The sequence below is a fragment of the [Mycobacterium] manitobense genome (assembly GCF_025821665.1).
Classification (GTDB): Bacteria; Actinomycetota; Actinomycetes; order Mycobacteriales; family Mycobacteriaceae; genus Mycobacterium; species Mycobacterium arseniciresistens.
The window spans coordinates 1-25,259 of the sequence record NZ_JACKSJ010000182.1; the positions used below are offsets into that span (position 1 = coordinate 1).

The 25,259-nt window shown below is 70.4% G+C and carries 27 protein-coding genes and 3 pseudogenes; 14 read left to right on the top strand and 16 right to left on the bottom strand.

Annotated elements, in window-relative coordinates:
- The 3 genes and pseudogenes from H7I41_RS20710 to H7I41_RS20720 form a co-directional block, all read left to right on the top strand.
- A pseudogene (locus H7I41_RS20710) lies at positions 1-404 on the top strand (serine/threonine protein kinase); the annotation flags it as partial.
- Positions 401-1,276 carry an LLM class F420-dependent oxidoreductase gene (locus tag H7I41_RS20715; RefSeq protein ID WP_264014499.1) on the top strand — a complete coding sequence of 292 codons (876 nt, stop codon included), beginning with the start codon at positions 401-403 and terminating at the stop codon, positions 1,274-1,276. The pseudogene H7I41_RS20710 and the gene H7I41_RS20715, both read left to right, overlap by 4 nt.
- 8 nt (positions 1,277-1,284) lie before the next feature.
- A pseudogene (locus H7I41_RS20720) lies at positions 1,285-1,665 on the top strand (nuclear transport factor 2 family protein); the annotation flags it as partial.
- A gap of 55 nt (positions 1,666-1,720) precedes the next feature.
- Here H7I41_RS20720 and H7I41_RS20725 read toward each other — a convergent pair.
- From H7I41_RS20725 to H7I41_RS20740, 4 genes are all read right to left on the bottom strand, one after another.
- A complete protein-coding gene (locus tag H7I41_RS20725) occupies positions 1,721-2,209 on the bottom strand; it encodes an NUDIX hydrolase (protein WP_264014500.1) in 489 nt (162 codons plus the stop codon).
- A 15-nt stretch (positions 2,210-2,224) separates the two neighbouring features.
- Positions 2,225-3,940, bottom strand: coding sequence for a hydroxysqualene dehydroxylase (locus H7I41_RS20730; RefSeq protein WP_264014501.1), 1,716 nt, complete (start codon positions 3,938-3,940; stop codon positions 2,225-2,227).
- 91 nt (positions 3,941-4,031) lie between these two features.
- The gene (locus H7I41_RS20735) at positions 4,032-4,223 is read right to left on the bottom strand and encodes a hypothetical protein (protein ID WP_264014502.1); all 192 of its coding nucleotides are present in this window, start codon (positions 4,221-4,223) and stop codon (positions 4,032-4,034) included.
- A 32-nt stretch (positions 4,224-4,255) separates the two neighbouring features.
- Complete coding sequence (locus tag H7I41_RS20740) at positions 4,256-5,581, bottom strand: NAD(P)/FAD-dependent oxidoreductase (protein WP_264014503.1); 1,326 nt, start codon at positions 5,579-5,581, stop codon at positions 4,256-4,258.
- 51 nt (positions 5,582-5,632) lie between these two features.
- Here H7I41_RS20740 and H7I41_RS20745 point away from each other — a divergent pair, with 51 nt between their 5' ends.
- Positions 5,633-6,436: a hypothetical protein gene (locus tag H7I41_RS20745; protein WP_264014504.1), complete on the top strand. Its 804-nt coding sequence runs from the start codon at positions 5,633-5,635 to the stop codon at positions 6,434-6,436.
- A gap of 4 nt (positions 6,437-6,440) precedes the next feature.
- Here H7I41_RS20745 and H7I41_RS20750 read toward each other — a convergent pair whose 3' ends face one another.
- Positions 6,441-6,998 carry a type 1 glutamine amidotransferase domain-containing protein gene (locus tag H7I41_RS20750; protein WP_264014505.1) on the bottom strand — a complete coding sequence of 186 codons (558 nt, stop codon included), beginning with the start codon at positions 6,996-6,998 and terminating at the stop codon, positions 6,441-6,443.
- Positions 6,999-7,100: 102 nt separating this feature from the next.
- Between H7I41_RS20750 and H7I41_RS20755 the strand changes: the two genes are divergently transcribed.
- Positions 7,101-7,880 carry an SGNH/GDSL hydrolase family protein gene (locus H7I41_RS20755; protein WP_264014506.1) on the top strand — a complete coding sequence of 260 codons (780 nt, stop codon included), beginning with the start codon at positions 7,101-7,103 and terminating at the stop codon, positions 7,878-7,880.
- Positions 7,881-7,895: 15 nt separating this feature from the next.
- On the opposite strand, the gene H7I41_RS20760 is transcribed toward H7I41_RS20755, so the two are convergent.
- A complete protein-coding gene (locus H7I41_RS20760; RefSeq protein ID WP_264014507.1) occupies positions 7,896-8,273 on the bottom strand; it encodes a DUF732 domain-containing protein in 378 nt (125 codons plus the stop codon).
- Positions 8,274-8,296: 23 nt separating this feature from the next.
- On the opposite strand from H7I41_RS20760, the gene H7I41_RS20765 reads away from it, so the two are divergent.
- The gene (locus H7I41_RS20765) at positions 8,297-9,202 is read left to right on the top strand and encodes a cyclopropane mycolic acid synthase family methyltransferase (RefSeq protein WP_264014508.1); all 906 of its coding nucleotides are present in this window, start codon (positions 8,297-8,299) and stop codon (positions 9,200-9,202) included.
- Positions 9,203-9,208: 6 nt separating this feature from the next.
- On the opposite strand, the gene H7I41_RS20770 is transcribed toward H7I41_RS20765, so the two are convergent.
- The 3 genes from H7I41_RS20770 to H7I41_RS20780 form a co-directional block, all read right to left on the bottom strand.
- Positions 9,209-9,772: a hypothetical protein gene (locus H7I41_RS20770; protein WP_264014509.1), complete on the bottom strand. Its 564-nt coding sequence runs from the start codon at positions 9,770-9,772 to the stop codon at positions 9,209-9,211.
- Positions 9,773-9,840: 68 nt separating this feature from the next.
- Positions 9,841-10,029, bottom strand: a complete 189-nt coding sequence (locus H7I41_RS20775; protein ID WP_264014510.1) for a hypothetical protein — start codon at positions 10,027-10,029, stop codon at positions 9,841-9,843.
- A 28-nt stretch (positions 10,030-10,057) separates the two neighbouring features.
- Positions 10,058-10,864: a nuclear transport factor 2 family protein gene (locus tag H7I41_RS20780; RefSeq protein ID WP_264014511.1), complete on the bottom strand. Its 807-nt coding sequence runs from the start codon at positions 10,862-10,864 to the stop codon at positions 10,058-10,060.
- 90 nt (positions 10,865-10,954) lie between these two features.
- Here H7I41_RS20780 and H7I41_RS20785 point away from each other — a divergent pair, with 90 nt between their 5' ends.
- The 3 genes from H7I41_RS20785 (at position 10,955) to H7I41_RS20795 (ending at position 13,624) form a co-directional block, all read left to right on the top strand.
- Positions 10,955-11,365 (top strand): Rv0313 family protein, encoded by a 411-nt coding sequence (locus H7I41_RS20785; RefSeq protein ID WP_264014512.1) that lies wholly within the window; start codon positions 10,955-10,957, stop codon positions 11,363-11,365.
- 107 nt (positions 11,366-11,472) lie between these two features.
- Entirely contained in the window at positions 11,473-11,898 is a 426-nt protein-coding gene (locus H7I41_RS20790) for a hypothetical protein (RefSeq protein WP_264014513.1), read from the top strand.
- A gap of 43 nt (positions 11,899-11,941) precedes the next feature.
- A complete protein-coding gene (locus H7I41_RS20795) occupies positions 11,942-13,624 on the top strand; it encodes an acyl-CoA synthetase (protein ID WP_264014514.1) in 1,683 nt (560 codons plus the stop codon).
- A 10-nt stretch (positions 13,625-13,634) separates the two neighbouring features.
- Here the strand turns inward: H7I41_RS20795 and H7I41_RS20800 are convergent.
- Positions 13,635-14,621: pseudogene (locus tag H7I41_RS20800) on the bottom strand (esterase family protein).
- Positions 14,622-14,921: 300 nt separating this feature from the next.
- Here H7I41_RS20800 and H7I41_RS20805 point away from each other — a divergent pair.
- Genes H7I41_RS20805 through H7I41_RS20820 form a run of 4 tightly spaced genes read left to right on the top strand, consistent with a single transcriptional unit; the run spans position 14,922 to position 20,358 of the window.
- Positions 14,922-16,787, top strand: a complete 1,866-nt coding sequence (locus H7I41_RS20805) for a sensor histidine kinase (protein ID WP_264014515.1) — start codon at positions 14,922-14,924, stop codon at positions 16,785-16,787.
- Positions 16,788-16,844: 57 nt separating this feature from the next.
- Entirely contained in the window at positions 16,845-17,645 is an 801-nt protein-coding gene (locus H7I41_RS20810) for an alpha/beta fold hydrolase (RefSeq protein ID WP_264014516.1), read from the top strand.
- Positions 17,642-18,820, top strand: coding sequence for a PP2C family protein-serine/threonine phosphatase (locus H7I41_RS20815; protein WP_264014517.1), 1,179 nt, complete (start codon positions 17,642-17,644; stop codon positions 18,818-18,820). The genes H7I41_RS20810 and H7I41_RS20815 overlap by 4 nt, the downstream gene beginning before the upstream one ends.
- Positions 18,817-20,358 (top strand): AMP-binding protein, encoded by a 1,542-nt coding sequence (locus H7I41_RS20820; protein ID WP_264014518.1) that lies wholly within the window; start codon positions 18,817-18,819, stop codon positions 20,356-20,358. The genes H7I41_RS20815 and H7I41_RS20820 overlap by 4 nt, the downstream gene beginning before the upstream one ends.
- Here the strand turns inward: H7I41_RS20820 and H7I41_RS20825 are convergent.
- The 5 genes from H7I41_RS20825 to H7I41_RS20845 form a co-directional block, all read right to left on the bottom strand.
- Positions 20,328-21,128 (bottom strand): glutaminyl-peptide cyclotransferase, encoded by an 801-nt coding sequence (locus H7I41_RS20825; protein ID WP_264014566.1) that lies wholly within the window; start codon positions 21,126-21,128, stop codon positions 20,328-20,330. The two genes, H7I41_RS20820 and H7I41_RS20825, sit on opposite strands and share 31 nt — an antisense overlap.
- Before the next feature lie 31 nt (positions 21,129-21,159).
- On the bottom strand, positions 21,160-21,615 hold the full coding sequence (locus H7I41_RS20830; protein WP_264014567.1) for a nuclear transport factor 2 family protein: 456 nt from the start codon (positions 21,613-21,615) through the stop codon (positions 21,160-21,162).
- 7 nt (positions 21,616-21,622) lie between these two features.
- Positions 21,623-21,850: a hypothetical protein gene (locus H7I41_RS20835; RefSeq protein WP_264014519.1), complete on the bottom strand. Its 228-nt coding sequence runs from the start codon at positions 21,848-21,850 to the stop codon at positions 21,623-21,625.
- Positions 21,851-21,929: 79 nt separating this feature from the next.
- Entirely contained in the window at positions 21,930-23,255 is a 1,326-nt protein-coding gene (locus tag H7I41_RS20840) for an APC family permease (protein WP_264014520.1), read from the bottom strand.
- A 43-nt stretch (positions 23,256-23,298) separates the two neighbouring features.
- Entirely contained in the window at positions 23,299-23,856 is a 558-nt protein-coding gene (locus tag H7I41_RS20845) for a class I SAM-dependent methyltransferase (RefSeq protein WP_264014521.1), read from the bottom strand.
- 103 nt (positions 23,857-23,959) lie between these two features.
- Between H7I41_RS20845 and H7I41_RS20850 the strand changes: the two genes are divergently transcribed.
- Positions 23,960-24,805 (top strand): alpha/beta fold hydrolase, encoded by an 846-nt coding sequence (locus tag H7I41_RS20850; RefSeq protein ID WP_264014568.1) that lies wholly within the window; start codon positions 23,960-23,962, stop codon positions 24,803-24,805.
- Positions 24,806-24,808: 3 nt separating this feature from the next.
- Here H7I41_RS20850 and H7I41_RS20855 read toward each other — a convergent pair whose 3' ends face one another.
- Positions 24,809-25,042, bottom strand: a complete 234-nt coding sequence (locus H7I41_RS20855; protein ID WP_264014522.1) for a hypothetical protein — start codon at positions 25,040-25,042, stop codon at positions 24,809-24,811.
- Positions 25,043-25,259 lie beyond the last annotated feature (217 nt).

Here is a 25,259-nt window from a genome sequence, read left to right on the forward strand (position 1 = left end):
CCACGTCGCCGAGCGCTGCCGGGTCCCCGAGCGCGCCCCCCGCCGCTCCGCCCGCCCCGCCGCCGCCCAGCCCCACGGACACCGTGACCGGGTCGCCGCCGCCGACAACGGCGGCCGCACCCGCGGCGGCGGTGGTCGGCGCCGACTGCTCGCCGGCCGGCAGCACCGCCACCACCGCCGACGGTTCCACCGCCTACTGCGAAACGCTGCAGGGCACCGACTCGACCATCTGGTCGCTCACTCAGGGCGACATCCCGAGCCCCACCGTCACCACGGCGCCGACCGACGAGCCGCTACCCGCGGAGGAGGAGCCGCCGGTGCGGGTCTGCATGCAGCAGACCGACATGACCCGCCGCGAGTGCCGCCGGTCCATCCGCGAGAGCAACGGCCTACCGCCGCTGTGAAATTCGCCGTCGTCGCACCGGTAGCCGCCGGGGTCACCGCCGATCCGAAGTGGATGGCGGATTTCGCCCGCCACGTCGAGGACTGCGGGTTCGAGTCCGTCGTCGTCGTCGAGCACACCGTGCTGATGACCGAGTACGACAGCGTCTACCCCTATGACGACTCGGGCCGCGTCGAACTCGCCGCGGACTGCCCGGTGCCCGACCCACTGGACCTGCTGGCGTTCCTTGCGGGACAGACCGAACGCCTGGTGCTGGCCACCGGTGTGCTGGTGCTGCCCAACCACCACCCCGTCGTGCTGGCCAAACGCGCGGCGACCGTGGATGTCCTCTCGGGCGGGCGGCTTCGGCTGGCGGTCGGCACCGGGTGGCTGAAGGAGGAGGTGGAGGCCTGCGGCGCGCCGTTCCACGCCCGTGGCCGGCGCGCCGACGAACAACTCCAGGTGCTGCGCACGCTGTGGGAGCACCGGCCGGAGGGCGCGGACTTCACCGGCGAGTTCTTCACCTTCGCCAACGCGATGAGCTATCCGAAACCGTTGTCGCACATCCCCGTACACATCGGCGGTCACAGCCGCGCCGCGGCCCGGCGGGCAGGCCGATTCGGGGACGGCTTCCAGCCCCTCGGCGTGGCCGGCGCGGAGCTGACCGGCTTGCTCACCGAGATGCGCGAGAGTGCTCAGGCCGCGGGCCGCGACCCCGCCGTGCTGGAGGTGTCGCTGGGGCATCTGGTCACCCGGGTGGACGCGGCCCGTGCGGAGAAGCTCGCGGCACTCGGCGCGGACCGGCTCGTGCTGGCGATGCCGCCCGTCCGGGACATCGCCGACGCTCGCGAGCTGCTCTCCCACTGTGCCCGCAGACTGGGGCTGCGGCCGTGACGCTCGACGTGCCCGACCGGCTCGCCGTCGCCGACCTCGTGCACCTGTACGCCGCGGCGGTCGACGACCGCCGGTTCGATGACGTGGTCGCCCTGTTCACCGACACCGCGGAGCTGTGGCTGCCCGACCCGCCGCGGGCGCTGGAGCCGGTGCGCCGCCATCACGGACAGGACGGGGTGCGCACGGCGCTTGCCGCCGTCGCCGGCGTGCAGCGCACCGAGCACGCGATCCTCGGCGAGGTGTATGCCGAGGGGCCGCATCATGATTACGCCCTCGGGCGGGTCACCTGCATCGCGCACCACTGGACCGTCGAGGACGGCCGTGTCACCGACGTGGTGTGGCATCTGCGCTACGACGACGAGTACCAGCGCACAGGATCGGGCTGGCGGATCCACGGCCGCGCACTGACCATCAACGCAATCGAGATCCGCCCGGCCCGGGTGGTCAGGCCGCACCCTCCGCGCAGCCGGCCAGATCGGGCTGGAGCATCAGACGGTCCAGCAGGGGCCGCTGGCCCTTCAGCAGCTTCTCCCGGGCCGCCGCCACGGGGAACCAGGCCACCCGGTCGATCTCCGGGAACTCCCTGAGCGTTCCCGATCCTTTCGGCCACTCGATGGTGAACGTGTTGCTCACGCAGCCGTCGAGATCGAGGTCGCCCCGGACCGCGAAGACGGTGACCACCTTGCCGCCGGGTTGTCTGACCGGGTCGAAGCGCGTCGGCGCGCCGGCGGGTGGCTCCTTGCCGAGCTCCTCGCCGAACTCCCGCCGCGCGACCGTCCACGGGTCCTCGCCGTCGGCGTACTCCCCCTTGGGCACCGACCAGGCGCCGTCGTCCCTACGCGCCCAGAACGGGCCTCCGGGATGACCGAGCAGCACTTCGACGACGCCACCGGTCACCCGGTAGAGAAGCAGGCCCGCACTGAGTTTCGGCACTGCGCCATCCTCCCCTCAGCGGAACAACCGCGCCGCACCGAGTACGGCGTCCGGCAGCATCCGCGCCAGGTCCGCGGTGGCGTTCCGCCCGGCACCGAACACGGCTCCCAACGACCGCTCCACCCGCCACCGCACGGCGTCGAGGTCGCGCAGGGGACGCAGCGACTCCGGTTCGTGAAGGGGGTGGATCGTGCAGCGCGCCGCGCCGGAGCCGTCGGCGTCGAGGATGCCGTTCACCGCGGCGCGGGCGGCCTCGTTGGCGGCCTCCATGGTCGCCAGATCGGTGTTGGTACGTACGAAGTCGGCGGCCAGGAACAGGTTGGGGATCGCGGTGGCGGCCGGTGGTCGGTCCGGCAGTGATCCGGCGGTGTTGATCAGCAGCGGTTCGGCGTTGGTCACCACCGCCGGATCGGGGAAGCCGATCGCGGGGTCGAGGAACCAGTCGACGATGTTGGCGCGGTCGAGCGATCCGTCGTCGATGTGGTCGAGGATCTGCCCCCACACCTCTTCCCGGATCTCGCGTTCGGTGCACTGGATCGCCGGTTTGCCGGTGCGCCTGCCTGGCGTGTACCAGTCCGACACGTCGACGGACAGGATGCCGCGCACGGTGCCGTCGCCGCGGGCAGACAGGTCGACGTCGGGCCAGAACTGCTTCTGCGAGATCGCGGTCAGCGCCCATTCGGAGTCGACGAACAGCGCATGGCCGTGGGCCAGAGGCACGTCACGGTCCAGGAAGAAGATCACCCCGTTCATCCACCGCGTGATCAGTCGTTTGAGCCCGGCCAGTCTTGGCTCGGCGGTCTTGAGTTCAGGGGTGATCAGGACGTCGAGACGCTCCACCGGCATCGCCGAGACGAAGTGGTCGGCGGTGATCTCGACGACTCCGCCCGTCGACCCGTCGCCGTCCGCCGCGGTGAGCACGACGGCGGAGACCCGACCGTCCGAGCATCGGATCCCGGTGACCTCGTGCCGCCGGTGGAATCGCACCCCCCGCTGCTCCAGGTGGCGGACCCACGGTTCGATCCACACCTCGCTCGTCGGCCCGTCGAGCACGCGGTCCACCGGTCGGCTGCGATCGACCATGTCGAACAGGATCTGCCACAGGATCAGCCCACCGCTGCGCGCCGACATGTGTCTGGCCTGCGCGGCGACGAGCGAGCGGGTCAGCCCGTCGACGAGGAACCTGCGGTACTTCTCCGACCGCGCGTCGGCGTCGGTGAAGTCCCACCAGCTCATGTGCTCCCACTGCTGCTCACGGCGCTCGTCGCACGACAGCAGGAAGGTGAGCATGCGGCGCAGGAAGAAGGTGAGGTCGGTCGGCGGAATGCGCAGTTGGACCGCGAAATCCCACAGGAAACGCATCAGGGCCGTGAGGTCGTCGGGCGTCGTCGGCAGGTCCGTGGGCGCGATCAACTCGTTGCGGCGGCCGGACTGGGCCAACAGTATCTGCGTCGCCGGCGTGAGGTGCCCGACCGCGAACCCGGAACCGGCGGGAATCCGGCTCATCGTGTCGGTGAGGTGGCGGTAGAAGCCGGGAAAGAACCGGAAGCCGTGTTCGGCGGGAAGGTCCGCCCGGCCACCGACCCCCGAGCCCGCCACCGGTATCGAGCGCGCCTTGCCGCCGAGTTCGGCGTTGCGCTCGTAGACGTCGACCTCGTAACCGCGTTCGATCAGCTCGTGCGCGGCGCTCAGTCCGCCGACCCCGCCCCCCAGAATCGCCACAGTGGCCATTGCCCGACCTTACGGTGCGGTCGGCCGCCGCACCCTGCGACCACACCCGGCGGAGCGCGAAACCCGTTGCCGGATCACCTCATCGACGGCCCTAGTAGGAGCGGTCACCCTCGCTGTCGTCGATGAAGTCCCACCGCCCGTCGTCGACCTGGACCTCCATCCGCCAGCCCAGCTCGTTGCCCTCGACCTGGTCGACGAACCAGGCGTGCGCGTCGTCGGCGCTCTCGATGTCCTTGGTCTCGACGACATCGCCCTTCGGATTCAGCACACGGTAGGTAGCCATGGTGGTTCTGTTCCCACTCGGCGGGTTTTGAATCAATCCACCTTCGGCATCGGGATGCCCTCGCTGGCCGAGAACTGCGCGTCGTCGGCCGATGACAACCCGATCGACACCACCGACCGGGCGAAGAACACGTCGGTGAGGTAGGCCAACGACACCGCCCACCGGTTCACCAGCCGCGGGATCGCGTACAGGTGGTAGGCGCGGGTGACGACCTTGGCGGGGAAACCGGACAGCCGGACGTTGAGCGGGTTGGCCACCGCGTAGCGCGGGCCGAGGTCGACGACGAGGCCCATGTTGCGGTGCTTGTACTGCTTCGGGGTGCCGACGCCGAGGCTGGCCGCGACGTTGCGGGCAAGCACCTTGCCCTGCCGGGTGGCGTGCTGCGCGGTGGGCGGGGTGATCTTGCCGGGCTGCGTGAGGTCGGGCACCGCAGCGGCGTCGCCTGCGGCGAACACGTCGGGATGGCCGGGCACCTGCAGATCGGTCTGCACCTTGAGCCTGCCCTTCTCGGTCGGCAGGCCGAGGTTCTCGATCAGCGGCGCCCCGGTCACACCGGTTACCCAGGCGACGGTGTGCGTGTCGATGCGTGAGTCATCGGTCAGCACAACGTGGTCGGCGTGCACCTCCTTGAGTGAGATGCCCAGCCGCACGTCGATGCCGCGGCCCCGCAGCACCCGCATCGCCGCGGCGCCGAGCTTCTCCCCCACCTCGGGCATCACCTGCTCGGCGAGGTCGAGCAGCACGAAGCGGACCGCCTGGGGATCGAAACCCATCGAGTCAGCGGCGGCGTCGGCGAGGGCCCGCAGCTGAACCGCGAGCTCGGTGCCCGAGTACGAGGCTCCGACCACGACGACGGTGCGTCGCGCGGCGGCCTTCGCCGGATCGTCGTCGTTGTTGGCCAGCTCGAGTTGTTCGAGGACGTGGTCGCGCAGGTACAGCGCCTCCGCGGTGGACTTGAGCCCGCGGGCGTGCTCGGCGAGGCCGGGCACGTCGAACAGCCTGGTGACCGAACCGGGGGTGAGGACCAGGCGGTCGTAGGACATGCTGCGCGAACGCTGCTCGGGATCGGTGAAGGTGACCGTGCGGCCGTCGAAGTCGACGCTGTCCACGCGGCCGCGTACCGCCTTCACCCCGCGCAGGGCGTTGGCGAGCGGAATCGTGACGAAGCGAGCGTCGACCAGGCCACCGGCGACGTCGGGCAGCAGCGGGGTGTACAGCATGTAGTCGACCGGCGAGATGATCGTGATGTCGACCGACGAACCGCCGTTCGACTCGTCGTGTTTGCGCAGGATCTTGGCGAGTTGGCGGGCGCATTCGAATCCGGTGAATCCGCTGCCCACGATCACGACGGACGTCATCGCGACCATTTTACGGTGCGGCCCCGCGCGGGGCGGTGCCATGCTGGAGCGGTGACGGGTCCACGGTCGGAGCAGCGCGCGCGAACGCTGGATCGGCTGGGCTGGCTCTGGTCGGCCGCCGCGGTGGCACCGGTCGCCGGTGGCGCGGCGGCTGCGTACCGGACGCTGTTCATGACGCTGCGGCGGATGGTGGTCGGCAGGCGGATGGCGGTCAGGCTGGACGCAGGCGATCTGACGCTGACCGTGACCGAGTTCGATTCCCGCCTCGACATGCGGGCGCTGTCGGTCGGCCAGCTCGGCGAGGTGCGACTGTCCGCCCGCGACATCAGCTGGGCGGGAAGCAGATTCGATGCTGCCGCCGCGGTGCTCCACAACGTCGCGCTGCGGCCGTCGGCGCCGCCGGTGCTGGTGGCCGCGCCGGTGGAACTCACCCTCGACGTCCCCGAGGCGGCGCTCGACGAGCTGCTCCGCTGGGCGGCGCCGAGACTGTCGGGCGCCGTCGGCACCGACGGTGTGGCCCGGTTGCAGCTCGTTCGCAGGCCCGGCCTCGGCTGCGTGGAGGTCGACGCCCAGCTCGACGGCTCCACGCTGTGGCTGCGACCGCGCGGCGTCACCCTGCGGCGCAAGCGGTGGGCGCTGCCCGGACGCACGCCGGGATACCGAATGCGGTTGCCGGAACTGCCACACGGTCTGGAGCTCACCGGTGTCAGCTTCGCCCCAGGCGTGGTGCGGCTCTCGGGCGTCGTGCCCGAATGGCGGATGGCCATGCCGCGCACCCGTCTGGAGTACCTGATCGGCCAGCTCAGCGCGGTCGGACGACCGCTCAACCTGACGCGCATCGTCAAGCTGCGGTAGCGGCTCACGTATGGGCGGGCGTGTTGGCGAACCGGTCGACGATGGCCTGGCAGAACGCGGGCAGGTCGTCGGGTGAGCGACTGGTGATCAGGTTGCCGTCGATGCACACCTGCTGGTCGACGACGGTCGCGCCGGCGTTGCGCAGGTCGGTGCGGATGCTCACGTATGACGTGAGCGTGCGGCCCGCGACGACGCCCGCCTCGACCAGGGTCCACGGCCCGTGGCAGATCGCGGCGACGGGTTTCCCCGAATTGACGAAGTCGCGGACGAAGTTCACGGCGGCCTCGTCCTTGCGCAGCTTGTCCGGGTTGATCGTGCCGCCGGGCAGAATCAGCCCGTCGTAGTCGTCGACACTCGCATCGGCGACCGCCCGCTGCGCGGTGAGGGTGCCCGCCGGCTCCAGATCGTGGTTGCGGGCGTCGATGTCGCCGGCCTGCAACGACAGCAGTTCGGTCTGCCCGCCCGCGTCGTGGACGGTGTCGCGGGGTCGTTCGAACTCGACCATCTCGACCCCGTCGGCGGCCAGGATCGCGATCTTCCTGCCCTCGAGTTCGTTCGGCATGGTGCTCCTCCTCTGCGGTCGTGGCTGTTCCCGATGTCTCGGCTACCCGGGCCTCCGGCGCCTCAACCCGCCGGAGCCGCCCCGTCGCTAGAGTCTCGGTTCGTGTCCGGATACACCCGCTACGTCGCACTCGGCGACAGCCAGACCGAAGGACTGTGGGACGGCGACGACTCGAGCGGTCTGGCGGGCTTCGCGGACCGACTGGCGGCCATCCTCGACGCGCAGCGGCCGGGGCTCGAATACGCCAACCTGGCTGTGCGGGGCCGTCGCATCGCAGACGTCAAGCACGACCAACTGCCGCGGGCGCTCGCGATGGCGCCCGACGTCGTCACCCTCTGCATCGGCATGAATGACGTGACCAGGCCCGGCAATTCGTTCGACCGCGCGCTCGGTGACCTCGACGAGGTGTACGTCTCGCTGGCCCGTTCCGGCGCCACGGTCGTCACCACCACCTTTCCCGACATCGCACAGATCCTGCCGATCGGCCGTGTGCTGGCCGCACGCGTGCGCCGGATCAATTCCGTCATCCGCGATGCGAGCTCGCGGCACGGCTTCCGCCTGGTCGATCTGTTCGGCGCGCCGTCGATGCGGGAACCGGACACCTGGAGCATCGATCGGGTGCACGGCTCGCCGAAGGGACACGCGTTGTTCGCGGCCGCCGCGGCCGAGGCGCTCGCCCTGCCGGGCAGCAGCCACGACTGGGCGCACAGCGGCGCCGACGTGGCCTGGCCGTCCTGGCGCACCAGGTTGACCTCGCAGGCCCTGTGGACCCGCAACATGCTGATGCCGTATCTGTGGTGGCACCTGCGGGGGCAGGCCGTCGGCGACGACCGCGGTCCCAGGCGGCCGGAACTGCAGCGGGTGCGGCCGGAGCCGGCGTGAGGCGGGGCGGGCGGCCTAGAAGCCGAAGAGCCCCAGCGGGATCTGCGGGATCTCGCCGTTGCCGAGGCGGCTCACCATCGCCGGGCAGAACATCGAGATCGCCAGGCCGGTGAACATGGTGGCGGCGCCCAGCGGCATGCCTGCGGTGTCGGCGACCTTGGCGGTGGCGTCGGCGGCTCCCTGACCGGGGTCGGCGAGCATCGGGCACACCTGCTGGCCGAGGGCCACCGTGTCGGCCGGGTTTCCGGTCGCCAGGCCGGCGTCGGCGAGCGAGCGCAGGAAGGCGTCGTCGGCGGGTTCCGCCTGCGCGGGGGCGGCGAGGAGAGTGGAACTCACGGCCAACGCGGCGGCGAGGGTCAGGGCTCGAATGCCCAGTCGTTGTCTGCGCTGCACCGGAGGAATCGTACGCTGTCGGGATGCCGGACATCACCTCGAAGCCACCCTCGGACCGCGACGCCGCCACGGACGGTCTGACCCCGCACTTCGAGGACGTGCAGGCGCACTACGACCTGTCCGACGACTTCTTCCGGTTGTTCCTGGACCCGACTCGGACCTACAGCTGCGCGTACTTCGAGCGTGACGACATGACCCTCGAGGAGGCGCAGTACGCCAAGATCGACCTCGCACTGGGCAAGCTCGGCCTGCAGCCGGGCATGACGCTGCTCGACGTCGGCTGCGGGTGGGGCTCGACGATGCTGCGTGCGATCGAGAAGCACGATGTCAACGTGATCGGCCTGACGCTGTCGGAGAACCAGAAGGCGCACGTCGAGACGTTGTTCGCGGCGCTGGACAGCCCGCGCAGCCGGGAGGTCCGGCTGCAGGGCTGGGAGGAGTTCGACCAGCCGGTCGACCGCATCGTGTCGATCGGCGCGTTCGAGCACTTCGGCTTCGACCGTTACGACGACTACTTCGCGATGGCGTACGACGCGCTGCCCGACGACGGCGTGATGCTCCTGCACACCATCACCGGGCTACACCCCAAGGAGATGGCCGAGCGGGGCATGCCGCTGTCGTTCCAGTTCGCCCGGTTCGTGAAGTTCATCGTCACCGAAATCTTCCCCGGCGGCCGGCTGCCGTCGATCCCGATGGTGGAGGAGCACGGCACCAAGGCCGGGTTCACGGTCTCGCGGGTGCAGTCGTTGCAGCCGCACTACGCGCGCACCCTCGACCTGTGGGCCGCCGCGCTGGAGGCTCGCCGCGACGACGCCATCGCCATCCAGTCCGAAGAGGTCTACGACCGGTACATGAAGTACCTGACCGGATGCGCGGACATGTTCCGGGTCGGCTACATCGACGTCAACCAGTTCACGATGGAGAAGTGAGCCGGCTCAGATACCCGTCCAGCTCTCGTCGATCATCTCGGCGACGTTGATCACCTGGGCCTGTTGCGATGCGGGACTGTCGATCTCGCCGGCGACGTGTGCGGCGATGAACCGTTTCACCTCGGCGTCGATGCCCCCGATGATGCGGACCACCTCCGCGCGCAGCGTCTTGGACGTCACGTGGATGGCGATGTCCGACGGCCGCGGCTTCTTGACGTCGAGAATGAGCAGCAGGGGTTCGGCGGCGAGCGCCGACGCGCGCAGCGCGATCTCGCCGTAGACCACGAACCGCGGCTTGTCGATGCGCAGGTCGACGACCATGTCGATCTCCAGCGGGATCTTGATGGCGAACGTGATCATCTCGCCGACGTGGCGGGTCACCTTCGGTTCCTGAACCTGGACTTTGGCGGTGACCTTGGCGATCTTGCCCGGACCCTGTGCGATGGGACCGATCTCGAAGGCGTCGCCGGCGATCTCGGCGATCGCGCCACCGACGCGCTCGTCAGTGACCGCGAACTCGTAGAACTTCCGGCCGAATTCCTCGTAGGTCATGTACTCGTGGGCAGCCATGATGCTGTTACGGTCTCACGTCCGCCGCCCCGAGTGAACGCAGCGTGGCCGAACCGCAATCTGCGGGGTCAGCTGTCGCCCTGTTGACTGCGGGCTTCCGCACCGCTGACCTCGTCGTCGAGCGCATCGTCGTTGAAGGTGCGGCCCACGTAGGAGCCGTCGCCCTCGTCGCCCTCTTTGCCGGCGCGAGATCCCGCGACCTTGTTGTCGTCGTCGACGTCGGTCTCGCTCTTGTCTTCGTCCTTGGGGCTGGTCACCTAGACGGTCTACCCGGTTCGCCGCCGGCTAACCGCCGGCCCCGCCGTCGTCGGCGTAGTACTGCAGCGCGGTCACCGTGTACCGCGGCGTGTTCAGCCCGGCGATCAGCACGCCGTGCCGGCCGTCACGGCTGACGGTGGCGACGACGTTTCGGCCCGCGGCGACGAGCTTGTCGGTCGAGGCGCCGGCCAGCAGGCTCGACAGCGCGGTCCGCGAGATCGGGCCCTGCGCGCCGTCGCGGATCGGCGCCGACCCCGGCAACCGGCGGCGCACGGCGATCTCGTCGCCGCCGGCCGCGTCGGCGAGGAACCGGGCGAAGCTGCGCTTCCCGCGCCTGCCCACGCCGCGGAAACCGAGGAGGAATCCGGCGGTCCCGTGCAGCCCCTGGTTGCGCAGCAGCGCGGCCGACAGCCGCACGCCCGCCGGTGCGGCGCCGACGCCGGCGCGCAGGAACTGACCCACCATCGCGGGCAGCTCCCAGTACGCCTGCAGCCGGGTGATCCGCAGGTCCACCGGGTCGAGGTCGTACCGCAGGTAGGCGGGGATCAGCATGGTGACCGACGGGCTCATCACGACCTCGAGGGTGACGTCCCGGATGACGGTCGCGCCGGCGACGATGTCGCGGCGGGAGTGGGCGGTGATCTGCCGCGGCGCGATGAAGGCGCGGTAGAAGCGGTCCATCTCCTCGCGGCCCCGGTGTGCGCGCGAACCCACGGGATCCTCGATCAGGGCGGTCGCGGCGAACAGGTCGAGCCAGCCCGCGCGGTCGTGGGCGGCCGCCCTGAGCAGGGATTGCTGCGCGGCAGCGAGCGTGTCGGCACGCGAGAAGGCCATATGGCGGTTTACCACCCGGTCGGTGCGGACCGGCGGGCAGACTGGGTGAGTACCGTGGAAGTCCAGGCTGCTGCCAGGAGGAGGACGGCGATGAGCAATGGACCTTTCGGATTCGATCCCGATGACCTCGACCGGGTGGCGCGGGAGGCGCTCGAGGGCGTCAGCAGGTTGTTCAGCACCTCGGGTGAACGCGCCGGGTGGGGAGCCCTGGTCGACGAGCTCGGGCGGTTCTCCCGGCCCCGCACCGAACCGGAGACCACCGGTGAGGCCGGCGACGGAGTCTGGGCGATCTTCACCGTCGACGACAACGGTGGCGCCCGCATCGAACAGGTCTATCCGACCGAACTCGACGCACTGCGGGCCAACAAGAACAACACCGACCCGGCGCGCCGGGTCCGGTTCCTGCCCTACGGCATCGCCGTCAGCGTCCTGGACGCCAGTTCCGAAGATCGCCCCGAAGAGCGCACCGAAGAGCGCACCGAAGAGCGCACCGAAGAGTAAGCCCGGGAGTAACGGGGAAATCTCTCGTCGGCACCGCGGCAGCCGTTAGGATTTGCGGCGCGGGGCCGACGAATGCAGCGCTGGGCTGGTCAGATCTGAGGGTGGACATGTTTCGCAGACTTCTCGTGAGCGCGGCGGCAGCCGGCGCGGTAATCGCACTGGCACCGGGCGCCGCGGCCGACCCGCAGACCGACTACCCGGACGATCCGGGGCGTTACTCGACCGACGTGCCCGGCATGAACTACGAGGCCCGGCTCAGCGCGCCGTGCTTCAACTGGGAGCGCAACGTGTTCGGCCGCGGTCGCGGCGGCGAGCCGCTGCAGTGCAAGTACATCCCCAACCAGACTCAGCCTCCGGGCAGCGGCGGGTACTGGACCAGCTCGTATGCGCTGTACGGCGTCCAGCAGGTCGGCGCGCCTTGTCCCAGCCCGCAATCGGCGGCACAGTCACCAGACGGCAAGCCGATGCTGTGCCTCGGTGCCCGGGGCTGGCAGCCCGGGGTGAAGACGGGCGCCGGCTTCTTCCCGATGTGATCACCCCGACCATACAGATGATGCAGCAATGTATGGTCTTGGCATGACCAGCGGCGCCGTCGCCTTCGACCTGTCCACCGTCTTCGGCACCGTCGCACAGGCGATCCCGGATCACACCTTCCTGGTCTGGCGCGACCGAAGGCTGAGTTACGGCCAGGTCGAGGCCCGGGCGACCGGCGTGGCCAACCATCTCGCGAGCCGCGGCCTCGGCTGCCACGTCGAACGCCCCGATCTCGGCGGACACGAGTCCGGACAGGACCATCTCGGCATCTACCTGCGCAACGGCAACGAGTACATCGAGACGATGGTCGGGGCGTTCCGCGCGCGGGTTGCGCCGTTCAACGTCAACTACCGCTACGTCGGCGAGGAACTGGTCTACCTGCTGACCGACGCCCGGGCCAGGGCGCTCGTGTACGCCGCCGAGTTCGCCCCGCAGGTCGCGGCCATCCGTGATCAGCTGCCGCATCTCGAGGTGCTCATCCAGGTGGCCGACGGCTCGGGCAACGACCTGCTGCCCGGCGCCGTCGACTACGAGTCGGTCACCGAGGCGCCTGCCCCCGCGGGCGGACTGCCCACGCCCTCGGGCGACGACCTCTACGTCCTGTACACCGGCGGCACCACCGGCATGCCCAAGGGCGTGCTGTGGCGCCAGCACGACATCTTCATGTCGTCGATGGGCGGGCGCCCCTTCGGCAGCGACACGTTCCTGACCTCGTACGCCGAACTCGCCGAGCGCGCCACCGCGTCGGCCGGTGTGATGTCGATGCTGATGATCCCGCCGTTCATGCATGGCGCCGCGCAGTGGGCCACGTTCACCGGCGTGACGATGGGCGGAAAGATCGTCATCCCCGACCACGTCGACCGGCTGCGGCCCGAGGACGCGCTGCGGGTGGCCGAGCGGGAACGCGTGCTGAGCATCCCGATGGTCGGCGACGCCGTCGCACGCCCGCTGGTCGAGGAGATCGAGCGGGGCGACTACGACCTCTCGGGCCTGGTCACGATGACCAACGGCGGTGCGCCGCTGTCCCCTACGGTGCGTGACCGGATCCTGGCCGCCGTGCCGCATGTCATGGTGATGGACGCGGTGGGGTCCTCGGAGTCGGGCGCCCAGATGAGCGCCTACACCGCGGCAGGTGCGGCGGAATCGGGAGCAAGGCCGGCGGTCTTCGACCCGCAGGCCGACACGGCCGTGGTGTCGGCCGATCTGACCCGGGTGCTCGGCCCGGGCGAGGGTCAGGGCTGGCTGGCCCGGCGGGACCTGATCCCGCTGGGGTATCTGGGCGACGAGGCCAAGACAGCGAGGACGTTCCCGACGATCGACGGGGTCCGCTGGTCGGTGCCCGGCGACCGGGCCAACGTCCTGGACGACGGCCGGATCGAGCTGCTCGGCCGCGACTCGGTCACCATCAACTCCGGCGGTGAAAAGATCTTCGTCGAGGAGGTCGAGCGGGCCATCGCCGCGCACCCCGCCGTCTACGACGTCGTGGTGGTGGGACGGCCGTCGGAACGCTGGGGCAGCGAGGTCGTCGCCGTCGTCCAGTTCGCCGACGGCAGCTCGGCCACCGACGACGAGCTCGTCGATGTGTGCACGAAATCCATTGCGCGCTACAAGATCCCGAAGGCGTTCATCCGGACGACGAAGGTGGTGCGGTCACCGGCGGGCAAGGCCGACTACCGGTGGGCCAAGGCGCTGGCGACGGATTCGGTGGCGGGCAGCACCGCCTGACAGCGCCGCCTCATGTAGCGGGAACGGCGCCCAGCACCCGCTGCAGGTCGGGCTTCATCGCCTGCAGTTGCTGGCCCCAGTAGGCTCAGCTGTGGGTGCCGTCGGGGAAATCGAACATCCCGTTGCGGCCGCCCGCCGCGACGTAGCGGTCGCGGAAGGCGATGTTGGACTTGATCGCGAAGCCTTCGAGGAATCCCAGGCCCGCGACCGGTGCGGTGGACCCCGCGGCGTCGACGCCGGTCGGGGTGCCGTTGCCGCAGTAGATCCAGACCCGGGTGTTGTTGGCCACGAGCCTGTCGACGTTGACCGTGGGATCGTTGCGGGCCCACGCCGGGTCGCCCGGCGGTCCCCACATCGCATCGGGGTTGAACCCGCCGTTCCACATCATCGCGACGCGGACCTGGCCCGCCCACTCGGGGGCGGACAGGTTGAGGAAGCCCGACAATGAACCGGCGTAGACGAACAACTGCGGGTGGTGGGCGGCGAGCACGAGCGCGGACGACCCGCCCATCGAAAGACCGACCGCCGCATTGCCACTCGCCGCGACATCGCGGTTGGCCGCCAACCACGCCGGCAACTCCTGAGTCAGGAACGTCTCCCACTTGTAGGTGTAGGTGCCGCTGTTGCCGACCGCAGGCTGGTACCAGTCGCTGTAGAAGCTGGACTTGCCGCCGACCGGAAGCACCATCGACAGACCTGAGCCGTTGTACCAGTCGAACACCGCCGTGTTGATGTCCCACCCGTTGCGGTCGTCGCTCGCCTCCATGCTGTCGAGGAGGTACACCGCGTGCGAACCCGGACCGCCGCTGAGGAATTCGACGCGGATCGGGCGGCCCATCGCCGCTGAGGGAACCTCGAGTTGTTCGACGGGCAGGTCCGGGCTGGAATACGCGTCGGCGGTGACCGTTCCGGCGGTGCCCGCGATCAGCGCGGAGAGCACCGCGACGGCGGTCAGCCGTCCCAGCCGTCGTGGCCATCGCATATCAATGAACGCCATCACTGACCCCCACCTTCGTCCGATCCAGGCTGGGGCGGACGATACGCGCGAGCCCGGTTCCGCGGCAGGTTTTCGACATTCCCCGAGCGGACGGTGTCAGCGCCCGAAACACGCTGTGGCGGGCCACATCCAATGTGGATGCATCCTCACTCAACGGTTGCGCTCCGGCGGTGACGATTTCGGCTGCGGACAGAAGGTTTGGATGAACGCTCCGCGCGCAGACATCTGCGCCGCGCGCCGGCGGGCAACGCAGCACCGGCTAGCGGTGCCCCGGTCAGGCCGGGGCACTACCATCAGCCGGTGCCCGCACACACAGGGCGATGGCAATCGCTGCACACCCGGCTGCTGAGGCTGGTGGTGCGCCCGACGGCGCCACCGCTGTGGGTCGGGGTGCTGGTCGCGGTCGGGTTCATCGTCGCCGAGACGCTGCTGGTCCTGCAGCTCAAGCGGGTAGCCCCGGAGAACGCGTTCGGGGCGGTGTTCCTGCTCGGCGTGCTCGTGGTGTCGGCTGCCTGGGGGCTCGGCTTGGCGGTCGCCACCTCGGTGGTCAGCGCCGCGGTCTACATGTACTTCCACCTGGAGGGCACCGACAGCGTGGCGCCCGCGCTGTTCGTCTTCCTGCCGCTGGCGCTGCTGGCCAATCTGCTCGCCGGGCAGGCGAGACTGCGGGCCGCCGAGGCCGAGCAACGCCGCATCGAGGCCGACCTCTCCGCCGAACTGGCCCGCTCGACGCTGCGGGCGGGTGACCTGCGCGACGCACTCGACGGCGCGGGCCGGCGGGTGGCCGAGGTGCTCGGCCTGCCCGCGGCGCACCTCGACCTCGACACCCTTGCCGGCGACGACGATCAGACCGCGATCGCGCTGGAGGACGACGGCGAGCCGGTCGGCACGCTGCTGGTCCCCGCCGGCCTGCCCAAACCGGCGCAGCAGCGGGTGCTCCGGATGATCCCCGCGCTGGAGGGCCTGCTGGCCGCGACCCGCGACCGCTGGGCGATCAACGAGGCGCTGGCGGCCAGCCACGCCGAGGTCAGCGCGCTGGCAGCTCAACAGGCGGCGCTGCGAAAGGTCGCGACGCTGGTGGCGCGCGGCGCCGATCCGGCCGAGGTCCATCCCGCCGCGGTGGCCGAACTCGCCACGGGTCTGCAGGTCCAGCACGTCACGCTGGTCCGGTACGAGGCCGACGACCACTGCGTGGTGCTCGCCACCCATGACAGCAGGGACGACGCGACACTCAATGCGGGCGAACGCTTCCCACTCACCGGGGACAGCCTGAGCTCCCAGATCCGCCGAACCGCCGAGCCCGCCCGCATCGACGACTACGCCGAGGCGCACGGGCCGATCGCTGAGCGGATGCGAGCCCTCGGCCTGCGCTCCGGGGTGGGCGCCCCGGTCATCGTCGACGGGCAGGTCCGCGGCGCGCTGCTCGTCGGCTCCGCCGGCCCGCAGCCGATGCCGCCCGAATGCGAGGCGCGGGTCGGCGACTTCGGCGATCTGGTCGCCACCGCGATTCACAACGACGAGAACCGGGCCGAGCTCAGAGCGTCCCGGGCGCGCATCATCACCGCCGCCGACCAGGCCCGGCGTGGCATCGAACGCGACCTCCACGACGGCGCCCAGCAGCGGATCGTCGCGCTGGGGATGGATCTGCGCGCGGTCGAGGCCGCCGTGCCCGCTGACCGGCCCGACATCCGCGACCAGCTCGACCGGGCGGTCACCGGACTCACCGAACTGCACCGGGACCTGCAGGAACTGTCCCGCGGAATCCACCCGGCCATCCTGTCGCGCGGTGGCCTCGGCCCCGCGGTGAAGTCCCTGGCGCGCCGCTCGCCGGTGCCGGTCGCCCTGGACCTCGACCTGGACCCGGCGACCGACCGCGCGCTGCCAGAACAGGTCAAGGTGGCGGCGTACTACGTCGTCGCGGAGTCACTGACCAACGCCGCCAAACACGCGCACGCCGGCGAGGTGACGGTGCGGCTGCGGGCAAGCGGTGACGCGCTGCGCCTGTCGGTCACCGACGACGGGGTCGGCGGCGCCAGCACCGGCGGCGGATCCGGGCTGATCGGGCTCAGCGACCGGGTGGCCGCGGTGTCCGGCCGGTTGGAGATCAGCAGCCCGCCCGGCGCCGGAACGGCGCTGGTCGCGACGATCCCGTTGCAGGCGGGCTGAGCGACAACCGCCGGGTTCCGCCCTGCACCCGTCGCCGCGGATGCGAAAATGACGTCGATGGATGTGCGCGCGAGGAACAACGTGCAGGTCGTCGGCAACGCCGATGGACCAACCGTGGTGCTCGCGCACGGATTCGGCTGCGACCAGAACATGTGGTGGCGGGTCACCGACCTGCTGTCGGCGGAGTTCCAGGTGGTGCTGTTCGACCACGTCGGTTGCGGCGCGTCGGATCTCTCGGCATGGGACCAGCAGCGCTACGGTTCGCTGCAGGCCTACGCCGAGGACATCCTCGAGGTCCTCGCCGCCCTCGACCTGCGGGAAGCGGTTTTCGTCGGCCACTCGGTGGCCGCCATGATGGGCGTGCTCGCGGTCGGCGCCGACGCGGGCCGCGTCCGCAAGCTCGTGCTTCTGACACCCTCGCCGCGCTACATCAACGACGAGGGCTACCGCGGCGGCTTCGCGCGCAGTGACATCGACGAACTGCTCGAGTCGCTCGAGGACAACTACCTGGGCTGGTCCTACGCGATCGCGCCGACCATCGTCGGGCGGCCCGACCGCCCCGACCTGTCCGAAGAACTGGCGGACAGCTTCTGCCGCACCGACCCGTCGGTCGCGCGGGTGTTCGCCCGCACGACGTTCCTGTCCGACAACCGTTCCGACCTGTCCCGGGTGAGTGTGCCGACGCTGGTGATCGAATGCGCACAGGATGCGCTCGCACCGCGCGAGGTCGGCGCGTACGTCTCGGCTCACATCGAGGGCAGCGAGCTGGTCACCCTCGACACCACCGGCCACTGCCCACAACTGAGCGCGCCCGACATCACCGCCGAGGCGATCGCGGCATTCGCCCGGACGCCGTGACGAGCCCCGAACCCGCTGCGGCGCAGCCGGACTGGAACATCGAAGACCTGTACGACAACGCTCCGTGCGGAATTCTGCTCGCCACGGCGGACCGGCGGATCCTCGCGGTCAACGCCACCCTCGCGAATTGGCTCGGCCATTCCCCCGACGGTCTGGTCGGCGTCCCGTTCACCGACCTGTTCACGGCCGGTGGACGGATCCACTTCGAAACCCACTTCGCTCCCCTGCTGCACGCGGCGGGCCACCTGGCCGGGGTGACCCTCGACCTGGTGGCGGCGGACGGCACCCGGCTGCCCATGCTGGTCACCGCCAATGCCGACAGCGGCACCGACGGCCGTCTCGGCCTGTTGCGCATCGCCGTTCAGGACGCCCACGACCGGCGCAGCTACGAACGCGAACTGCTGGCCGAACGCAGGCGCGCCGAGCAGGAGCGCGTGCGGGCGCAACAGCTGGCACGGACGTTGCAGCGCTCGTTGCTGCCGCCGGCGTTGACACCACCGCCGGGACTGGCCGCCGCCGCCTACTACCATCCGGCGTCCGAGGAGGTGAGCGGCGACTTCTACGACCTGTTCCCGCTCAGTCGGGACCGGTGGGCGTTCTTCCTCGGCGACGTCTGCGGCAAGGGCGCCGAGGCGGCGAGCGTCACCTCCCTGACCCGCTACACACTGCGGGCGGCCGCGGTGATCGACGGCGATCCGGTGGCGGTGCTACACAATCTCGACACGGTCCTCAAGCAGGAACGCGAAGGCGGCACCACGCCGTTCTGCACGGTGCTCTTCGGAGTACTGGAGCGCCGTGCCGGCGGATTCGACGTCCACCTCGCCGGCGGTGGTCACCCGCCGGCGGTGCTGATCTCCGCCGACGGCGGGGTGTACGAGGCGGACTCCGTCGGCGGGATGCCCGCAGGCATCGTGACCGCGGCCCGATTCGTCTCGACGCGAATGCATCTGAGTGCCGGGGACACACTCGTGCTGTACACCGACGGCCTCTCCGAGGCACGTACCGGCGTGGGCGTCGAACGCTTCAACGACGACGGGGCGCTGCTGCGGTTCGCCGCCGCGCACGCCCCGACCACCCCCGCCGACTTCATCGCCGCGACCCGAACGTTGTTGCAGGGGCTCGGTTCCGGAGTCGAGGACGACGCCGCGGTGCTGGCACTGGGCGTCCCGAAGTGAGCGCACAGCTGTTGCACCACCTGATCGCGGACGCGGCGGCGGTGGCGCCCGAGCGGCCCGCGGTGCTCACGGAGAACGTGTCGGCCACCTTCGCGGAGCTCGACCGGCAGGCCGCCGCGGTGGCGGGCTGGGTCGCCGACCGGTCCGCGCCGGGTGACCGCGTCGCGGTCATCGCCGACAACAGCCTGGCCTACGCGCAGCTGTACTACGGGGTCCCGCGCGGCGGGCGGGTGCTCGCACTGATCAACCAGCGGCTGTCGGCCGCCGAGCAGACCGGCCAGTTGGCGACGGCCTCGCCGGTGGTGCTCGCCGCGGAACGCCGTCACCTGGCTGCGCTCGGAGACGTCGCCGAGCGGGTGCCGTCGATCCGCCACGTCGTCGCGCTGGACTCCGCACAGTGGCGGCAGGTCACCGCCGGGCCTGCCGCGGGCCCGAGCCCGGCGCGGCCCGACGACCCCGCCTGGCTGCTGTTCACCAGTGGGTCGACCGGAACCCCGAAGGGCGTTCTGCACACCCACCGCTCGGTGCTGGCCGCGGTGCGCGGCACCATCGTGGGGCGGGCGGTGCCCCGGGGTGTGTACCTGTTGCCGTTCCCGATGTGTCACATCGCCGGCTACAACATGCTGGTCCACCACGGCGCCGGGTCCAGTGTGGTGCTGCTGGCGAAGTTCTCGCCCACGGCGTTCGCCGACGCCGTGGCGACCCACGGGGTGACGTCCTGCTCGCTGGCGCCGACGATGCTGCAGGGCCTGCTCGACCACCTAGACCGCACCGGGACGGCGCTGCCGACGCTGAAGTCGGTCGCCTACGGATCGGCCGCGATCCCCGCCGACCTGCTGCGCCGGGCGATCGCCGTGCTGCGGGTCGACTTCCACCAGGGCTACGGGATGACCGAGACAGCGGGCAACGTCACCTTCCTCGGCCCCGACGAACACCGCGCCGGTGCGTCCGCGCCGTCGGTGCTGGCCACCGCGGGCCGTCCGCACCCCGGCGTCGAGGTCGCGGTCGTCGACGACGGCGGCCGTCCGGTGCCCGCCGGCGCAACCGGTGAGATCGTGGTCCGCGGCGAGCAGGTCACCCCCGGCTACTGGCCGGACTCGACACCGGCCACCGCGGACGGGTGGCTGCGCACCGGCGACGTCGGCCGCCTCGACGACGCCGGCCGGCTGATGGTGGTCGACCGCCGCAAGGACGTGATCGTCACCGGCGGTGAGAACGTGTCCTCACGCGAGGTGGAGGACGTGTTGTCGACCCATCCCGACGTCGCCGCCGTGGCGGTGGTGGGCGTTCCGGACGCCTACTGGGGCGAGGCGATCTGCGCGGTGGTGGTGCCGCGCGCGGGGAGCCTGCCGACAGCCGACGATCTGATCGCCCACGTGCGGGCCCGGCTGGCGCCGTTCAAGAGGCCGCGCCACGTCGTGCTGGTCGACGAGTTGCCGCTGACGTCGAACGGCAAGGTCGCCAAACCTGTTCTGCGGCAACGCGTGTTGCCTGACGTTACGAACGGTCAGCCGACGGGGTCGAACCGCACCCGGTAGCTGGCCGGCCAGTTCTTACCGGTCAGCAGGTACTCGCCGCCGCCGGTGTGGGCGATGCCGTTGAGCACCTGCACGGCGGGTTCGCCGTCGCGCAGGACGGCGCCGTCGGCGCTCGCGGCGACCGTCGCCGAGGAGAGGTCGATGCGGACGATCTCGTCGGTGGGCCAGACGTTGGCCCACACCTGGCCGTCGACACATTCGAGCTCGTTGAGTCCGGTGGCGGGCGCGCCGCCCGGGCGGGTGATCTGCACCGAGCCGGTCTCGGTGAAGTCGCGCGGGTCGATGAACCGCAACCGGTCGCTGCCGTCGCTGAGTACGAGCCGGTCCCCGTCGCGGCACAGGCCCCACCCCTCGCCCGTGAGCGGCACTTCCCGCCGCGGGGTCAGCGAGGCGCGGTCCCACTCGATCGCCACCCCGTCGCGGTAGGTGACCTGCCAGACACGGTCGCCGACGACCGTGATGCCCTCCCCGAAGTATCCGCCGGGCAGCGGCGCGGCGCGGCGGACGGCGCCGGTGGCGGGGTCGAGTTCGCGCAGCTCGGACTGCCCGGACAGGCCGGTGCTCTCGTAGAGCGCCGACCCGTCGGCGCCGGAGGCGATCTCGAGGCCTTCGGTGTAGGCCGAGGTGTCGTGCGGGAGCTCGCCCAGCACGGTGACGGTCAGGTCGGCCGGCGGCGGGACGGCGTGTGCGTCAGAACAGCCGGCGACCGAGGCGACCACGGCCGCGCAGAGCGTGGCGAGGAGGCGGCGTGATGTGGACATCACCGTCATGATGCCCGAATCGGGGTGGTTCGACACCCGGTCAGTGCATCGAGGACGGCGACGCCATCGTCGAGTCGGATGCCCGCCAGTCGGTGGACACGAATCGGCGCCGGATGAGCCACTCACCGTCGTGCGGTGTCAGGGTGTCGCGGTAACGTCCGCAGTGATCCAGCCCCATCTCGGTGATGACGGTGAAATACGATGAGATGAGCGCGCTTTCGGGTGTCAGCTGGAGGAACTGGGTGTTGGACAGGTTGTGCCGGACGATGCGTCGCAGGTCTGGTGCCGATCCGGGGCGCGCGGGGGCGGTGACGCCGCCGAGGAAGGCGGCGATCTCGCTGCGCCCGCACATCGTGGCGACGTTCCGCACCTCGAGGGTGCCGTCCGGGCAGAAAGTTCGGGTCAGGTCGTCGATCCGGCCGGCGTCACCGGCCCAGTGGTAGCGGGCGAGGGTGTCACGAATCTGCTCGCGCGCCACCAATTCCCAGTGATCCACCACCGAGTCAGACGGCCATCACAACTTCGTAGGACACGGCGTAGCGGCAGACGCCCTGTTGCGGCCGGAACAGGCATCCGCCGTTCTGCGACCACGCCACGATGCGGCGCAACTTCTTGTGGGAGGGAAGACGTTTGGTGATCGTGTCGGCGAGCGCGGCACGAAGTTGTTCGTAGTGGCGGGATTCCAGGTCGCGTGAGACCAGAACGTCCCAGGCTGTTTCCTCTACGGGCATCGTCTCAGTGTGGGCTTCCTGCAGGTGAGTCCGCGCATTTGACCGCCGTGTCGGCTGTTGTTATCGAAATGTGTCCTGCTCACTCTGTGGCGCGTCGCGTGCTCCATTTCGCCACCAGGTGCAGCACGGCGCCGACGGCCAACAGGATTCCGGCGTACATCCACACCTGTCCGCTCTGCTGGGTCAGCAGCAGCACACACGACGCGACGCCGAGTACGGGCACCACGGTCCATACCCGAAAGTGGTCGTGCTCCACGGTATCCCGGCGCAACACCAGGACCGAGACATTCGTGGAGATGAAGACGAACAGCAGTAGCAGCACCACGGTCTCGGCCAGCGTCTGCAGTTCACCGACGAGCGTGAGCATCATGGCCACCACGGTGGTCGCCACGATCGCGGCCCACGGTGTGCGCCGGTTGGGCAGCACCTTGGCCAGCGCACCGGGCAGCAGACCTTCCTGCGCCATGCCGTACGTCAGCCGGCTGGCCATGATCATGGTGAGGAGTGCGCCGTTGGCGACCGCGACGAGCGCGATCGCGCTGAAGAGCCAGTCCGGAACGCCCACGCCGGTGGCGGACACGACCGCGAGCAGCGGGCCCGACGACTCCGCCAACTCGCTGTCCGGCAGCGCGATGGCGCTCGCGACACCGACGAGCGCGTAGACGACACCCGCGGCCACCAGCGCGCCGAACAACGCCCGCGGGTACACCCGGCTGGGGTCGCGAATCTCCTCGACGACGTTCGCCGACGTCTCGAAACCGACGAACGAGTAATAGGCGATGATGGCGCCGCCCAGGATGGCCAGCGCCGGATTGGCGCCGTCGGGGAACTGGCCGATGCGCGAAACGTCGCCGCCGCCGCGACCGAGCATGACGGCCACGGTGACGACGACGATCACCAGGCCGGTCACCTCGATACACGTCATCACGACGTTGCTCTTGAGCGATTCGCTGATCCCCCGCGCGTTCAGGCAGCCGATCAGCACGAGGAACACCAGTGCGGCGGGCTCCGCGGGCACCGGCGCGAACGTCGTCAGGTAGTCGCCGGAGAACGCCAGCGCCAGACCCGCGGCACTCGTCACGCCCGCCGCCAGCATGCTGAAGCCCACCAGGAAGGACACCAGGGGCTGCTTGAACGCACGCTCGGCGAACACCGCCGCGCCGCCGGCCTTCGGATACTTCGTCACGAGTTCGGCGTAGGAACCGGCGGTCAGCAGTGCCAGCAGCAGCGCAAGCACCAACGGCGCCCACAGCACCCCGCCGACCTCGCCGGAGAGCTTGCCCATCAGGGCGTAGATGCCTGCGCCGAGCACGTCGCCGAGAATGAACATGAACAGCAGCGGCCCGGTGATGCGGCGTTTGAGCGGCGGCGGCTGGTCGGTCTGCTGCGGCGCTTCGGCTGTCATCGGATGCTCCCCCTTGCGGCGTATGGCCGTGGGGGTATTGCCCTCAGGACGGCGAAGTATGCCTACCCAGCAGCCATGCGTGTCCGTCGGCTTCGCCGGCGACCAGGATGTCGAGGTCGCCGAACGCCTCGGTCAGCTCGCCGCGGGCCGCACGGAACGGCCCCGGCGACGCACCCACCTCGCTGAGTGCGGTGACCGCCAGCAGGCCACCGGGCGCCAGCCGGGCCCGTATCGGCCGGTCGAGGCGGCGGTCGCGGAAGCGGTGGCAGACGATCACGTCGGCGGGCGGGCCGGGCGGCAGGCCGTCGTCGAGATCGGCGACGTCGAAACGGGTGCGGGCCCCGACGCCGCACCGCAACGCCAGGTCGCGGGCCTGGGCGATCGCCACCGCAGAGACGTCGACACCGAGGACGTCCATCCCGCGGCGCGCCAGCCACACCGCGGTCCGACCCTGTCCGCACGCCAGGTCGAGGGCCCGCCCGGTGCGCGGGAACACCGATTCGTGCGTCGCGAATTCGTCCGGCGCGGACACCGCGCCGGCGTCCACCGCCGGCCGCGCGGCATAGCGCTCGTCCCAGCGGGCCCGGTCGCGTGCGGTCATCCGGGCAAGCCTACCCAGCGGGGGCTGCCGCAACTTACTACCGGCCGGTAAGGTTGGGTGGCGCCGCGACCGACCGAGGAGGTCCAAGGTGGAGCTCGAGTACATGGAACTGCACGGCGAGCGGGTGGCCTACCGCGACGCCGGCGAGGGCGAGACGCTCCTGCTGATCCACGGGATGGCGGGCAGCTCGCAGACCTGGCGCGAGGTGATGCCCCGTCTGTCGCGGCACTACCGCGTCATCGCTCCCGACATGCTCGGCCACGGGCAGAGCGGGAAGCCCCGCACCGACTACTCGCTCGGCGCGTTCGCGGTCTGGTTGCGCGACTTCCTCGACGAGCTGGGCGTGGAGAGCGTCACCATCGTCGGCCACTCCCTGGGCGGCGGGATCGCGATGCAGTTCCTCTATCAGCACCCCGAGTACTGCAACCGGTTGGTGCTGATCAGCAGTGGCGGCCTTGGCCAGGACGTGGGCTGGATCCTGCGGCTGTTGTCCGCCCCGGGCGCTGAGCTCGTGATGCCCGTGATCGCGCCGTCCCCGGTGCTGGCCGCGGGGAACAAGGTGCGGTCCTGGCTGAGCTCAGCCGGGCTGCGGTCACCGCGGGGCGCCGAGATCTGGAACGCCTACTCGTCGTTCGCCGACCGCCAGACCAGGGACGCCTTCCTCAAGACGCTTCGCTCGGTGGTCGACTACCGCGGACAGGCGGTCAGCGCACTGAGCCGGCTGCAGTTGCGCACCGAGCTGCCGTCGCTGGCCATCTGGGGTGAACGCGACGAGATTATCCCGGTCCAGCACGCGCACGATGCTCAGGCGGTGCGGCCGGGCAACCGCCTCGAGGTGTTGCCCGACGTCGGGCACTTCGCCCACGTCGAGGCGCCCAGTCAGGTCATCGACCTGATCGAGGATTTCATCGCCACGACCACCCCGGCCCTGCGGACCGCCGGTCGCTGAGTCCTACCAGTGGTTGACCTTGCCCGGATTGACCGGCCAGTGTCCCGGAGGACCGTTGAACGGCCACGGCCCGTCCTTGAGATGACCCGGCGGCGGCAGACACCCGGGCCCCGGCGGATCGATCCACGGCGCGAAGCAACCGCGGGGGTCCGCACCTGCGGGGGCGACCGGGTTCACCACCGCCCCGGCGGCGAGCAGCCCGGCCATCATGGCGCCGGCGGCAATTTTCTTGATCACGATGCACCTCCTCGAGCAGACGCTCGTTGAGTCGGATCCCGACCTCTGCGAATACCCACATCACCGCGTTGCCACGCCGCTTGCGGACCTGCAGTTCAGATAAGTGTTCTTACAACTGCCGATTCCCGATCCGCCCTGGACCCCGGGCTGATACTCGAAACGGCGGCGAGTGGTCTGACTGATCCGAGAGCCCGACATTTGCGACTCCCTAGACCGG